Source organism: Novosphingobium sp. BL-S-34 (assembly GCF_056857015.1).
This window is the reverse complement of the sequence record NZ_CM166473.1, coordinates 649796-663599: the sequence shown is the minus strand read 5'-3', so window position 1 is coordinate 663599 and position 13804 is coordinate 649796. Positions and strand designations below refer to the sequence as shown.

At 66.8% G+C, this 13804-nt stretch carries 11 protein-coding genes; 7 read left to right on the top strand and 4 right to left on the bottom strand.

Going from position 1 to position 13804, the window contains the following annotated elements:
* The first annotated feature begins 51 nt into the window (after positions 1-51).
* A complete protein-coding gene (locus tag AC1VV3_RS16960; RefSeq protein WP_482962997.1) occupies positions 52-1191 on the top strand; it encodes an acyl-CoA dehydrogenase family protein in 1140 nt (379 codons plus the stop codon).
* A 42-nt stretch (positions 1192-1233) separates the two neighbouring features.
* On the opposite strand, the gene AC1VV3_RS16955 is transcribed toward AC1VV3_RS16960, so the two are convergent.
* Both AC1VV3_RS16955 and AC1VV3_RS16950 read right to left on the bottom strand, forming a co-directional pair.
* Entirely contained in the window at positions 1234-2097 is an 864-nt protein-coding gene (locus AC1VV3_RS16955) for a shikimate 5-dehydrogenase (protein ID WP_482962996.1), read from the bottom strand.
* Between the two features lie 5 nt (positions 2098-2102).
* Entirely contained in the window at positions 2103-3110 is a 1008-nt protein-coding gene (locus AC1VV3_RS16950; protein WP_482962995.1) for a LacI family DNA-binding transcriptional regulator, read from the bottom strand.
* 177 nt (positions 3111-3287) lie between these two features.
* On the opposite strand from AC1VV3_RS16950, the gene ptsP reads away from it, so the two are divergent.
* Genes ptsP through AC1VV3_RS16930 form a run of 4 tightly spaced genes read left to right on the top strand, consistent with a single transcriptional unit; the run spans position 3288 to position 9895 of the window.
* Complete coding sequence (ptsP, locus tag AC1VV3_RS16945; protein WP_482962994.1) at positions 3288-5810, top strand: phosphoenolpyruvate--protein phosphotransferase; 2523 nt, start codon at positions 3288-3290, stop codon at positions 5808-5810.
* Entirely contained in the window at positions 5810-6790 is a 981-nt protein-coding gene (gene pfkB, locus AC1VV3_RS16940) for a 1-phosphofructokinase (protein ID WP_482962993.1), read from the top strand. Before ptsP ends, pfkB begins: the two co-directional genes overlap by 1 nt.
* A complete protein-coding gene (locus AC1VV3_RS16935; protein WP_482962992.1) occupies positions 6790-8481 on the top strand; it encodes a fructose-specific PTS transporter subunit EIIC in 1692 nt (563 codons plus the stop codon). Before pfkB ends, AC1VV3_RS16935 begins: the two co-directional genes overlap by 1 nt.
* A gap of 52 nt (positions 8482-8533) precedes the next feature.
* Positions 8534-9895 carry a carbohydrate porin gene (locus AC1VV3_RS16930; protein ID WP_482962991.1) on the top strand — a complete coding sequence of 454 codons (1362 nt, stop codon included), beginning with the start codon at positions 8534-8536 and terminating at the stop codon, positions 9893-9895.
* A gap of 55 nt (positions 9896-9950) precedes the next feature.
* Here the strand turns inward: AC1VV3_RS16930 and AC1VV3_RS16925 are convergent, their stop codons facing one another.
* Together AC1VV3_RS16925 and AC1VV3_RS16920 are read right to left on the bottom strand one after the other, a co-directional pair.
* The gene (locus tag AC1VV3_RS16925; protein ID WP_482962990.1) at positions 9951-11141 is read right to left on the bottom strand and encodes a CaiB/BaiF CoA transferase family protein; all 1191 of its coding nucleotides are present in this window, start codon (positions 11139-11141) and stop codon (positions 9951-9953) included.
* Between the two features lie 81 nt (positions 11142-11222).
* A complete protein-coding gene (locus AC1VV3_RS16920; RefSeq protein ID WP_482962989.1) occupies positions 11223-11975 on the bottom strand; it encodes a FadR/GntR family transcriptional regulator in 753 nt (250 codons plus the stop codon).
* 127 nt (positions 11976-12102) lie between these two features.
* Here AC1VV3_RS16920 and AC1VV3_RS16915 point away from each other — a divergent pair, with 127 nt between their 5' ends.
* Positions 12103-12861, top strand: a complete 759-nt coding sequence (locus AC1VV3_RS16915) for an electron transfer flavoprotein subunit beta/FixA family protein (protein ID WP_482962988.1) — start codon at positions 12103-12105, stop codon at positions 12859-12861.
* Position 12862: 1 nt separating this feature from the next.
* Entirely contained in the window at positions 12863-13792 is a 930-nt protein-coding gene (locus AC1VV3_RS16910) for an electron transfer flavoprotein subunit alpha/FixB family protein (RefSeq protein WP_482962987.1), read from the top strand.
* Positions 13793-13804: the final 12 nt, after the last annotated feature.

Sequence of the window (13804 nt, the reverse complement as noted above, 5' to 3'; positions counted from 1 at the left end):
AATGACTCGTGACGGGCGATGGCCCGTCCAGGCGAAAAGGAGAGGCTTTCCGTGGATTTCGAACTTCCCGAAGACGTCCGGAACATCTGTGACGTCACCCGCGATATTGTCCGCGACCTGCTGCCGCTGGAACAGCAGTTCGTGGAGACCGGCGAAGTTCCGCCGATCGTGCGCCAGACGCTGGTGGAGAACGGCTACTTCGGCATGGCCCTGCCGGAAGAATACGGCGGCCTCGGCCTCGGCGCGCTGGCGCAGGCGGCGGTGCAGATCGAACTGGCCCACCTGCCGCCCCAGTTCTGGACCGAGCTGCGTCCGCTGATGGGCCCGGGCGCCAAGAACATCATCTACCACGCCAGCCAGGCCCAGCGCGAACAGCTCCTGCCCGGCATGGCCAGCGGCGAAATCGGCATCGCCTTCGCGCTGACCGAACCCAACTCCGGTTCCGATCCCGGTTCCATGCGCACGACCGCCGTTCGCAATGCCGACGGCTGGGCCATCAACGGCAGCAAGACCTTCATTTCCAACGGGAAGAAGGCCAAGTACGTGATCGTTTATGCCTATACCGACAAGTCGGCCGGCACGCGCGGCGGTATCTCCGCCTTCCTCATGCCGGCGGACACCCCCGGCTTCTCGGTGACCGGCACCATCGAGCTGATGGGCACGGCCACGCCGGGCGTGTTCGAACTGAACTTCGACAATTGCCAGGTCTCCGCCGACGCCCTGCTCGGCGAAGAGGGACAGGGTTTCCGCTACGCGCTGGAAGGGCTTAACGAGGGCCGCATGAACGTCGGCGCGACGGCGGTGGGCATGGGCGAATTCGCGCTCCAGCTTGCCATCGAGGAATCGAAGCAGCGCCCCGCTTTCGGCGGCGTGATCTCGGACTTCCAGGCGATCCGCCACTACATCGCCACCATGGCGACCGACATGCGCGCGGCGCGGCTGATCCTGCTCGACGCTGCCTGGCGCTATGACCAGGGCGACAAGCGCCGCGAACTTGCCTCGATGGCGAAGCTCTTCGCGACGGAGGCGGGCAGCCGCACGGTCGATACCGCCGTCCAGATCTTCGGCGGCACCGGCTACTGCCGCGGCTTCGCGGTGGAGCGCCTCTATCGCGACATCCGCATCACCCGGATCTACGAGGGCTCCTCGGAAATCCAGCGCAACACGATCGCGAAGGAACTGCTTCGCTGACGATCGGGATGGAACTTCGGAACCGGTGACCTGGTCGCCGCATCAAACGGCGTCGCGCAGCCGCGCGGCGACGTTTGAGCCGTGAGAGAAAGTGGCTGCTTCGATCACCGCATCGGCGTACGGACGGATGCCGGTGTAGAGCACGAATTGCTCGACGGCCTGAAGCACGATCACTTCGGCCCCCGAGATGACGATTTTCCCTGCCGCGAGCGCCGCCTTGATAAACGGTGTCTCCGCCGGCTGCGCCACGACATCGAATGCCACCTCGCAAGCCGCGATCTGCCCGGCGGTGAAGGCCAGTTCGCTTTCCTGAGCGCCTTCCATGCCGAGCGGGGTCACGTTGATCAACATCGCCGCGCCCTGTTCAGGCAGTTCGGGAAGCCAGCCAAACCCGTATTGCCGGGCAAGCGCCTGTCCTGCCTCGCCATTGCGCGCGACGATCGTGCCGTCCCGGAAGCCGAGATCGCGCAGCGCCGCGGCCACTGCCTTCGCCATGCCGCCGCTGCCGCGCAGCAGGAACGGCGTCGCCGGATCGATGCCGCGCCGGGACACGAGGTCGCGCACTGCGGTATAGTCGGTGTTGTAGCCGGTCAGCACCCCGCCGTCGTTGACGATGGTGTTCACGCTGTCGATGGCGCGAGCGGACCCCTCAAGGCCGTCAAGCAAGGGAATGACAGCTTCCTTGAACGGCATCGAGATCGCGCAGCCGCGAATACCCAAAGCCCGGATACCGCCGATCGCGGCGGGAAGGTCGGTCGTGGTGAAAGACTTGTAGATATAGTCCAGCCCCAGCAGCCCGTAGAGCGTATTGTGCAGGCGCGAGCCGGCGTTGCCGGGGCGACCGGACAGCGACATGCACAGCTGCGTGTCGCGGCCGATCGATTGTTTTTCGCGGAAGGCAGTCATTGGGATCAGGCTCCGATGGTCTGGTCGGCGGAAGCGCGAGGGCCGCTCGATCCGCGCGTTATCAGGCGTCCGGCCAGCACGACCCTGCGTGCCGGGGTGTCGGGATGTTCCAGCCGGTCGAGCAACATCGTCATCGCCGTGCGGCCGATTTCCTCGACCGGCTGCTCGATGACGCTGAGGCCGCCGCCGACGAACTCCATCCAGTCGTTGTTGTCGAAACCGGCAAGGGCAATGTCACCCGGAACGTCGAGTTGCAGGCCGCGCAAGGCACGCAGCACGCTGAGCAGCATGACGCCGTTGCTGGCAACGAGCGCATCGGGGCGGATGGGACCCGCGAGCAGCTCCTTCACGGCGCGCTCCGCGGCACCGGCGTCGTGCGGCATCTCGAGGGTGGAGGCGTCCATCCCGAGTGCGCGCGCCGCCTGTTCGAAACCGGCACGCCGCTCGGTTCCGGTGCTGCTGGCGCCGAACAGCCCGGCGACCCGGCGATGGCCCTGCGCGTGGAGGTGCGCGACAAGTTCGGCGGCCATGCTGCCATTGTCGAGCAGGACGCTGTCGAGCCCGGCGCTGGGCAGGTTGCGGTCGATCAGGACGACCGGATAGCCGGGCTCCAGCCGCTCGCCTTTTTCGATCCACTGGCGGCACGGGGCGAATATCACGCCGGTGACGCGTTCTTCGTGCATGAGTTCGAGGTAGGCGGCTTCCCTGGCCGGGTCCTCGTCCGTGTTGCACAGGATCACGCGCATGCCGCGGGCCGTGGCAAGGCCTTCCACCGCGCGGGAAACGGCCGTGAAGAACGGATTGCGGATATCGGCCACGATCAGGCCGATCGTGTTCGTATGCTGCGAGCGCAGGCGCCGTGCGGCAAGGTTGGGCCGGTATCCGGTGGATTTGACCGCCGCCAGCACCCGTTCGTGCATGGCGGGATCGACGCTGCGGCCCGACAGCACCCGCGAGACGGTTGCGGGCGAGACTTCGGCAACCCTGGCCACGTCCTTGATTCCGATAGTCATCAGCGCATCGCCATTTGAGAAATCGTTCTCACATTTCAGGGCGTCTTGCCCTCTCCGGTGACGGACTATGCATCACTCGATCCAAGTCTCGCAAGCCTTCTCTTGACAAACGACCTGAGAAAACGTTTTCTATAGGAGGTACAGACCCGTCGTCAAAACGGTCAGGAGAGGCCTGAAATGCTCGCAAATGCGCCCGCCTCGAGGATCGAGGATCTCGTTCGAATCGATGCCAGCGCGGCCGACAAGGTCGATGCGATTCGCCAGGTCGGCCAGCTTCTGGTCGCTGCCGGCTGCGTCGCTCCGGGATACGAGGACAGCATGGTCCGCCGTGAGGGCCTGGCGAACACGTTCCTGGGCGCCGGTGTTGCGATCCCGCACGGCCTCGGCGAGGACAAGGGCCTCGTGCGCAAGGACGGCGTGGCGATCCTCCAGCTGCGCGACGCGGTGGAATGGAACCCCGGCCAGCGCGCTCATCTGGTGGTCGGCATCGCCGCCAATTCGGACAGCCACATCGCCATCCTGCGCCGGCTGACCCGCCTCATTCAGGACGAGCCGCGCCTTGCCGCGCTTGTCACCACCGACGATCCGGCTGCGTTTTCCCGCGCTCTCTGGGAAGACGGCGAGGCTGCCGCCTCCACCGAGCCGGTCGCCGACTATGCCGAAACCACCGAATGGACGGTCGATTACCCAACCGGCCTCCATGCCCGCCCCGCCTCGGCCTGGGTCGAAGCGGCGCGTGCCTCTGGCGTGCGCTTGCGCGTGCGCCACGGAGGGGAGAGCGCCGATCCTCGCAGCCTCGTTTCCCTCCTCCAAATGGGGCTGCGTGCTGGTGATCGGGTGACTCTCTCCGCCGAAGGGGCAGGCGCGCGTGCGGCGCTGGACAGTTTCGCCGCTGCCGTCCGCCGCCTGACCGCGCGCGAGAAGGAAGACGCCGCGCGCGCCGCGGAAAAGGCCGCCGCGCCGATCCGGGGCTGGAAGCCGGAAGGCGAAGCCCAGATGATCGCGGGCGTGGCCGCCAGTCCGGGCCTCGCCATCGGCAGGGTCCATGTCCTCGCCGCGCAGGCGCTGGAGGTGCCCGACCGGCCGACCGACCTTGCCGGCGGCGGCACCCTGCTCAACGATGCGCTCACCCGTACCCGCGCGCAAATGAAGGTGCTGATCGACGATACCACCCGCCGGCTGGGCGCGGGGGATGCGGCAATCTTCAAGGCGCAAGCCGAACTGCTCGACGATACCGACCTCATCACGCTCACCTGCCAGCTGATGGTGGAGGGGCACGGCGTAGCATGGGCCTGGCATCAGGCGGTCGACCGTATCGCCGGGCAACTTTCCGCGCTGGGCAATCCGGTGCTCGCCGCCCGCGCCGCCGACCTCCACGACATCGGCCGCCGCGTATTGGCCGAGATCGACCCGGCGCTGGCGGCCGGATCGCTGACCGATCTGCCCGAGGAGCCCTGCGTCCTGGTCGCGGCGGACCTTTCTCCTTCCGACACGGCCACGCTCGATACCGCGCGCGTGGCCGGGATCGCGACCGCGCTGGGCGGTCCGACGTCGCATAGCGCCATCCTGGCCCGCACGCTGGGCCTGCCCTCCGTGGTCGCGGGCGGCGCGGATCTGCTGAGCCTCGCCGCCGGAGCGACGGCCATCGTCGATGGCGACAGCGGCCGTGTCTGGCTCAACCCGTCCGCGGCCGACCTGGCCTCCGCGCGAGACTGGATCGCGGCGCTGGCCGAAAAACGCGCCGCCGAAGAGGCGGAACGCAGCAAGCCCGCCCAAACGCGCGACGGTCACCGAGTGGAAATCGCCGCCAACGTCAACCGTCCCGATCAGGTCGCTTACGCGCTCTCGCAGGGCGGCGAAGGCGTGGGCCTGATGCGCACCGAGTTCCTGTTCCTCGAACGCAGGGACAGCCCGGGCGAGGAAGAGCAGGCCGCCATCTACCGCGCCATGGCCGAGGCACTGGATAATCGTCCGCTGATCGTGCGCGCACTCGATATCGGCGGGGATAAGCAAGTGCCGCATCTGGACCTGCCGCTTGAGGAAAACCCGTTCCTCGGCGTGCGCGGCGCGCGGCTGCTGCTGCGCCGCCCCGACTTGCTCGAACCGCAGCTTCGCGCGCTCTACCGCGCCGCGAAGGCAGGCGCGGATCTTTCCATCATGTTCCCGATGATAACCTCGGTCCACGAACTGATCGCCTTGCGCGCACGGTGCGAGGACATCCGGCTGGAACTCGATGCACCGACGGTTCCCGTCGGCATCATGATCGAGGTGCCCGCCGCCGCGATCCAGGCTCGCTCTTTGGCCGCCCATGCCGACTTCTTCTCGATCGGCACGAACGATCTCACGCAGTATGTCCTCGCCATCGACAGGCAGAACCCTGAACTGGCGGGCGATGCGGAGAGCCTGCACCCGGCCGTTCTGCGCATGATAGCGGCAACTGTGGAAGGCGCGCAGGCGCACGGTCGCTGGGTCGGTGTTTGCGGCGGCATTGCCGGCGATCCGTTCGGCGCGGCTCTGCTTGTGGGCCTGGGCGTCAGCGAATTGTCGATGACCCCGCGCGACATTCCAGGGGTGAAAGCCCGTATTCGCAGCGCGAGCTTCGATGGCCTGCGCGCGCTGGCCGCCAAGGCGCTGGACATGGAAAGCGCCGCCGAGATCCGCGCTCTGGACGGGTGCGATTTCAGCGGAAGGGAAGACTGATGCGCACGTTCACGGTCACCTTCAACCCGGCCATAGACCAGACCGTCACGCTTGATCGTCTGGTCCCGGGCGACGTCCATCGCGCCCGTAGCGTGCGCCAGAACGCGGGCGGCAAAGGCGTGAACGTCGCCAGTTGCCTGGCCGACTGGGGCATGCCGGTCGCCGCCTTTGGCTTGCTGGGCCGCGACAACGCCGCTCCATTCGACGCGCTGTTCGCCGCCAAGCCGATCGAGGACTGCTTCACCCGCATCGCCGGCGCCACCCGGGTCAACCTCAAGCTGGTCGACGTCGCGGGCACCACCGACATCAATCTCGACGGGATCGCGGTGGACGCGGGCCAGGCCGAGATGGCCGTGGCAAACCTCTGCCAGGCCGTGCGCGAAGGCGATCTGGTCGTCCTGGCCGGGAGCCTGCCGCCGGGATGCGCGCCCGACACTTACGCCGCGTTGATCGCCCGCCTGCGCGCCGCCGGATGCCGCGTCGTGCTGGACACCAGCGGCCTGCCGCTCAAGTGCGCGCTTGCAGCCGACGTGCTTCCCGATGTCGTCAAGCCCAACCGTGAAGAACTGGCGCAACTCCTGGACCGTCCCCTGCCCGATCTGGCTACGCTTGCCGAAGCCGCCGCCGCGCTTCACGCGCGCGGGGTCTCGCTGGTCGCCGTCTCGATGGGAGAGGATGGCGCGCTGTTCCTGTCCGAAACGGGCGCGGTAACCGCCCGCCTCGCCGTCGGGCAGATCGCCAGCACCGTCGGCGCCGGAGACGCCATGGTTGCCGGCATCGTCGCCGCCCTGGGCGAGAACGCCGACCTCGAACGCACCGCCCGCCTCGCCACCGCTTTCGCGGTCGCCAAGCTGGGCATGGCGGGGCCGAACCTTCCGGACCTGCCGACAGTCCACGCGCTGGCCGAAGATGTCAGCATTACGCCCGTGATCTCGCGAAGCGGGGCGATAGAAAACAAGATCGAGGCCGGAGAGGAATGATGGGCAAGCTCTACGCAGTTATCGAAGCGGCCGATTCCGCCGTCCAGGGCGTGCTTGCCGGTGAAGCGCTGCGCAAGGCCGCGCGCGCCGGCGGCCGCGATATCGAGATCGAAGTCCGCACCGGGCAAGGCGTGCTCAATCCCTTGCCCGAGGATTTGCAGCCGGGCGACACGCTGCTGCTGGTCGCCGCCAATGACGATGCGGCGGCCTCGCTTCCCCTCCCCCCACATCGCCGGGTGACGCTGGAAGCCGTGCTGGCCGATCCGGAAGCCGCACTTGGGCAGGCCCCGCAAGCGGCAGCGGATACGCCGCGCGTGGTGGCGATCACCTCATGCCCCACCGGCATCGCCCATACGTTCATGGCCGCCGAGGGACTTCAGGAAGGCGCGAAACAGCTCGGCTACCCGATCCGCGTGGAGACGCAGGGTTCGGTCGGTGCCGGTTCGCCGCTGACGCCCGAAGAAATCGCGGCAGCCGACGTGGTGATCATCGCCGCGGACCGTGAGGTGGACCGCGCGCGCTTCGCCGGCAAGCGGGTCTTTGCCTCCAGCACCAAGCCTGCCATCTCCGGCGGCAGGGCGCTGATCGAACGGGCGCTGACCGAGGCGAAAACGCAAGGCGGCAGCCTCTCGGCCGAGGCAGGCGCGGCCAGCACCGAACGCGCCGGTCCCTACAAGCACCTGATGACCGGCGTTTCCTTCATGCTGCCCTTCGTGGTCGCGGGGGGCCTGTTGATTGCCATGGCTTTCGCCCTGGGTGGCATCGATGCCAACAGCGCGGCGGCCGAGGGCACGCTGGCGAATGCGCTGTTCCGCATCGGCGCGCAAGGCGGCTTCGCGCTGATCGTGCCGGCGCTCGCGGGCTATATCGCCTATTCCATCGCCGACCGTCCGGGTATCGCGCCGGGCATGATCGGCGGCATGCTGGCCGCCAATCTCGGCGCGGGCTTCCTGGGCGGAATCGTCGCCGGTTTCATCGCCGGTTACGGCGTCGAGTGGCTCAATCGGCTGATCAAGCTCCCGAAGAACCTCGCGGGCCTGAAGCCGGTGCTGTTCCTGCCGCTGCTGGGCACGCTGCTGACCGGCTTGCTGATGATCTACGCGGTGGGCACGCCGGTTGCCGCCGCCCTCGCCTTCCTCACCGAGTGGCTGCGCTCCATGCAGGGATCGAGCGCGATCCTGCTGGGGGTGATCCTGGGCGCGATGTCGGCCTTCGACATGGGCGGGCCGGTCAACAAGGCGGGCTATGCCTTCTCGGTCGGCCTGATCGCCAGCCAGGTCTATACGCCGATGGCCGCGACGATGGCGGCGGGCATGGTGCCGCCGCTGGCCGTGGCCCTTGCCACCCGCCTGTTCCGCGACCGCTTCACCACCGAAGAGCGGGAAGCCGGAGGCGCCGCCGCTGTCCTGGGCCTCGCCTTCATCACCGAAGGCGCGATCCCCTTCGCGGCGCGCGATCCGTTCCGGGTGATCCCGGCGCTGATGGCGGGTTCCGCGATCACCGGAGCGATCTCGATGGCGGCGGGCGTCGAACTCAAGGTGCCGCATGGCGGCGTGTTCGTCCTGCCGATCCCCGGCGCGGTCACGCATCTGGCAGTCTACGGCCTGGCCATCGTGGCGGGGGTACTGGTGAGCGGCGTCCTCGTCGGCCTGCTCAAGCCGCGCCCCGTACCGGCAGACGCTGCCGCCTGAACGACAGCGGCCCGGCACAAGATCGGGCCGCCTCAAGAGAGGATTTCATTCGATGCGGTTCGCACTGCTCAAGGGCGCCTGCTGCGCAGGCGTCGCCGCCCTTTCCTTGTCCGCTGCCACGGCGCAGGAGGTCACCTCCGAAGACCCGCCCGCCGAAGACCGGCCCGCCGAAACCGCGAAGCCCTGGCAGCCGCTCGCGGATGACGGGATCACCCTCGCGCTCAGCTATACCGGAGAGGCGGCCACGAACGCCCGCGGCGGCCTGCGCCGCGATGCCGCTTTCGCGGGGCAGGTCTATGTCGGCGCGGATCTCGACATGGATCGTATCGCCGGCATCGGCGGCGGCACGCTCCACGCCGCGATCACCAACCGCCACGGAGAGAGTCTTTCCGCCCTGGCGCTGGGCAACAACACCTCGGTTCAGGAGATCTGGGGCACCCAGAACACGCACCTCGCTATCCTGACCTGGGAGCAGAAGCTGCTGAACGACCGCCTCATGATCGAGGCCGGCCGCAGCCAGGCGAACATCCACTTCCTGAACTCACCGATCTACTGCAATTTCCAGGGTAATTCAGGCTGCGGAAATCCGACGTTCGTCTTCAAGAACAGCAATTTCACCTATTTTCCGGCATCGAGCTGGATGATCCGCGCCAAGGCCGAAGTCGCGCCGCATGTGACCGTCCACGTCGGCGCCTATGAGGTCAATCCCGACCGCAAGCGAGCCGATGACCATGGCTTCAACTTCAGCACGAAGAACGCCACCGGCGTGATCGTGCCGTGGGAACTGGGCTATGCCCGCGAGGGCGAACGCGGGGGCGGTGGCGTGCGTCTTCCCGGCCACTACATTGTCGGCGGTTGGTTCGACCGCGGCGACTATGCCGATCCCCTGCGCGACGATCAGGGCGGCATCGCCATTCTCTCCGGGCGCGATCCAGCGGTACACAAGGGCCGGTCGGGCCTTTACTTCCGCTTCGACCAACGCCTGACGCGCCCCGATCCCCATTCCGAGCGCGGCCTCAGCGTGTTCGGCGTGGCGATGACAAACCTGTCGGGCCGGGTGGAAGAAAGCCGCTTCTTCGATATGGGCGCAGTGCAGACCGGCACTTTCGCCGGCCGCGATGCCGATACCATCGGCTTCATGATCAGCGACCAGCGATTCAGCGACCTCGCCATGGAGCGCATGCGCGCAGCACGGCTCTCAGCCGGCGGGAACGGGAACATCCACCGGCACCAATACATGATGGAACTGGCTTACGGCGCCCAGCTTGGCCCGGCGATCCGGATTTCGCCGAACATTCAGTACATCCTCCATCCCGACCAGACCGGCGCCCCGTTCCGCACCCGCGACATCAAGGACGCGCTGATCCTCGGCTTCAAGTTCACGATCGACGCCCCGACGCTGCTGTCGCACTAGCTCCTCACCCTGGGGCTTCAGAACGAGAGAAATACCCAGCGCCCTTCCAGCCCGCTCAGAGCAACTGGTTCGATCCGCGCAGGGCGGCCACCGTTTCCTCGCTCAGGCCGAGTTCCTCCTGCAAGACGGCCGCGCCGTGTTCTCCAAGTTCGGATACGAACGGGCGCACCTGCACCCGGCTTCCGCTCATGGTGAACGGAGGGTTAGGCACCAGATAGCTCCCGGCCGCGTCATTGACGTGCGACATCGCCCCGCGCACGGCAAGTTGCGGATCGGCCAGCACCTCGTCCATCTCGCGGTAGCGTCCGCAAGGCACGCCGTGCCGGGACAGGATCTCCTCCGCCTCCGCGGACGAACGCTGGCTGGTCCACTCCTCCACCAGGCAGAGCATGGTCGCCCAGTTCGCATTGCGGTCGGCATTGGTGAGGAAACGGGGGTCTTCCCGCCATTCCGGATGGCCCACCGCTTCGGTAAGCTGCTCGAAGTTCTTCGGGCTGGTGGGCGCGACCATGACGAAGCCGTCCTGCGTCCTGAGCGGCGTATAGAGCGGCCGCCGCGGGCCGCCGGGGAACTGCGCCTCCTGCGTTTCGAACACCAGCATCCCCACCATCGCTTCCAGCATGGACAGATCGATGTACTGTCCCTTGCCGGTGCGCTCGCGCTGGTAAAGGGCGGTCTGGATGGCGCCAAAGGCGTGGGTCCCGCCCAGCACATCGGCCACGAAAATGCCCGAAGTTGCGGGCCGGCTGGCATCGTCCTGGTAATGCAGGTTGACCATGTCGAAGCCGCTGGCGGCATGGATCACCGGGGCATAGGCGGGGAAGTGCGCCTTGGGGCCTTGCTGGCCATAACCGGAGATTGAGCAATAGATCAGGCGCGGATTGATGGCGGCAAGCGTCTCGTAATCGAGACCGAAGCGCTTCATCACGCCGGGGCGGAAATTCTCGACCACCACGTCATAGCTTTCCGCCAGCTGCTGGATGAGATCGCGCATCTCGGGTGACTTGAGGTTGCAGGCAAGGCTTCGCTTGCCGGCGTTGAGATGGCCGAAATAGGCCGAACGCCCCTCACGAACCGGCGGACGCGCGCGGACCTGATCGCCTTCCAGCGACTCGATCTTGAGCACGTCCGCGCCAAGGTCCGCCAGCATTCGCGTGGCGAAGGGCCCGGCCATGACCGATGTGAAGTCCAGCACTCGCACGCCTGCCAGAGCGTCTCCGGGCCCGCGTTCCGCCTGTTCGTCCACCCTCACCGCTCCCATAGGTCCATATATATAATGGTCCTACCTATTGCACCAATGGGAGTTGCGGTCAATGACCGCCCGGGATCAGGCCTTGCGCGCGCCTCTCGATCCGGCCTGCGCCTTGATGTTCTTGCGGACGTGGCGATAGACACGCTCCAGATGCTTGCGCATTTCCTCCGCGGCAGCCTCGGCATCGCGGGCACGCAGGAAGCGGATCAGCTTGAAGCGGGAGTCGATCAGCGTTTCCTGCAAGGTCTCGTAACCCGGCCCCTGCACGAATTCGTGCAGGACGCCGGACAGGGAATCGACGAAGATCCCGAACATGCGGTTCCCGGTCGCGCGCGCAAGCACGTCGTAATAGGCGGCCGCGCATTCGTAGCGCGCTTCCACCGAAGTCTCCGCGCGCGTACGTTCGGCGATCTGTTCGAGTTCGGCGAAATGCGCCTCGGTCCCCCGCTCGCAGGCGAGGCGCACGACGATGTCCTGGATCGCGATGCGCGCTTCGGTCAGTTCGTCGAGAGTGACGTCGCCGAGGTGGACATAGTCCTGCATGGCCTGGACGATGCGGTCCGGTTCCGCCGACTGGATCACCGCCCCGCCCTTCACCCCCTTCAGGTTGCGGATGATTCCCGCCACTTCCAGACTGCGCAGCGCCTCACGCAGAGCGCTGCGGCTGACCTGGAACTGCGCGGCGAGTTCGCGCTCGGCGGGGAGCTTGTCGCCTGCCTTCAGCGTACCGGCCGCAAGCTGGGCGCGGATCTGCTCGCAGATGACTTCGAACGCGCGCTGCGTCTTGATCGGCGCGAACGCGGGTTTTTCGGTATTTGCTGTGGCCACGGCTGTTCTCTCTTCGACGATGCCCCAAGGTATCCCGATCCCACCCGCTTGAGCAATGCCCCGACCACTGAGTTGACAGACAGATACAAAACTATAATGGTCGGACCATTCAAGATGGAGTGGAGAGATGAAGATCCTCGTGCCCGTAAAGCGGGTGATCGACTATAACGTGAAGCCCCGCGTGAAGGCGGATGGCACGGGTGTTGACCTGGCCAACGTGAAGATGAGCATGAATCCGTTCGACGAGATCGCGGTGGAAGAAGCCATCCGCATCAAGGAAGCGGGCAACGCGGAAGAGATCGTCGCCGTCTCGGTCGGCCCGGCCAAGGCGCAGGACACGCTGCGCACCGCGCTTGCGATGGGCGCCGACCGCGCGATCCTGATCGAGACCGATACGGAAGTGGAACCGCTGGCCGTCGCCAAGATCCTCAAGGCGATCGTCGCCGAAGAGAATCCGGGCCTCGTGATCCTGGGCAAGCAGGCGATCGACGATGATTCGAACCAGACCGGCCAGATGCTCGCCGCGCTGCTGGGCCGCCCGCAGGGCACGTTCGCCAGCAAGGTCGAGATTGGCGGTGATTTGGGGGGCGACCACGTTGCCGTGACCCGCGAAGTCGATGGCGGTCTGGAGACCGTGAAGCTGTCGCTGCCCGCGATCGTCACCACCGACTTGCGCCTCAACGAGCCGCGCTACGCTTCGCTGCCCAACATCATGAAGGCGAAGAAGAAGCAGCTCGATGTGAAGACCGCCGCCGACTACGGCGTCGACATCGCCCCGCGCCTCAAGACCCTGAAGGTCTCGGAGCCGCCGGTGCGTGTTGCCGGCGTCAAGGTTGCCGATGTCGACGCGCTGGTCACGAAGCTCAAGGAACTGGGAGTCGCCTAAGATGAAGACGCTCGTTTGGGTCGAACACGACAACGCGTCGGTCAAGGACGCGACGCTCCACACCGTCACCGCTGCTGCCAAGCTGGGTGAAGTGCACCTGCTGGTTGCCGGTGCGAACTGCCGCGCCGCTGCGGAGGCCGCTGCCAAGATCGCCGGCGTCGACAAGGTGCACGTGGCCGACAACGCCGCCTACGAACATGCGCTGGCCGAAAACGTCGCGCCGCTGATCGTGGACCTCATGGGCCACCACGACGCGTTCCTGGCGCCCGCCACCACCACCGGCAAGAACGTCGCCCCGCGCGTCGCCGCGCTGCTCGACGTGATGCAGCTGTCGGACATCCTCTCGGTCGAAGGCGAGAAGACCTTCACGCGTCCGATCTACGCCGGCAACGCCATCGCCACCGTCGAATCGAGCGATGCCAAGCTGGTCATCACCGTACGCGGCACCGCCTTCGAGAAGGCCGCTGCCGAGGGTGGTTCGGCTGCCATCGAAGACGTCGCCGGAGCCGGTGACGCGGGCCTCTCCAGCTTCGTGGGTGCCGAACTCGCCAAGTCCGAGCGTCCGGAACTGACTAGCGCCAAGGTGATCGTCTCGGGCGGCCGCGCGCTGAAGGATTCGGAAACCTTCGAGCAGGTGATCATGCCGCTGGCCGACAAGCTCGGCGCCGCCGTTGGCGCATCGCGCGCTGCGGTCGACGCGGGCTATGTGCCCAACGACTACCAGGTCGGCCAAACCGGCAAGATCGTGGCGCCCGAAGTCTACATCGCGGTCGGCATCTCGGGCGCGATCCAGCACCTTGCGGGCATGAAGGACTCCAAGACCATCATCGCCATCAACAAGGACGAAGACGCCCCGATCTTCCAGGTCGCCGACGTCGGCCTCGTCGCGGACCTGTTCACCGCCGTGCCGGAACTCACCGGCAAGCTCTGAGCCCTCTTTTCC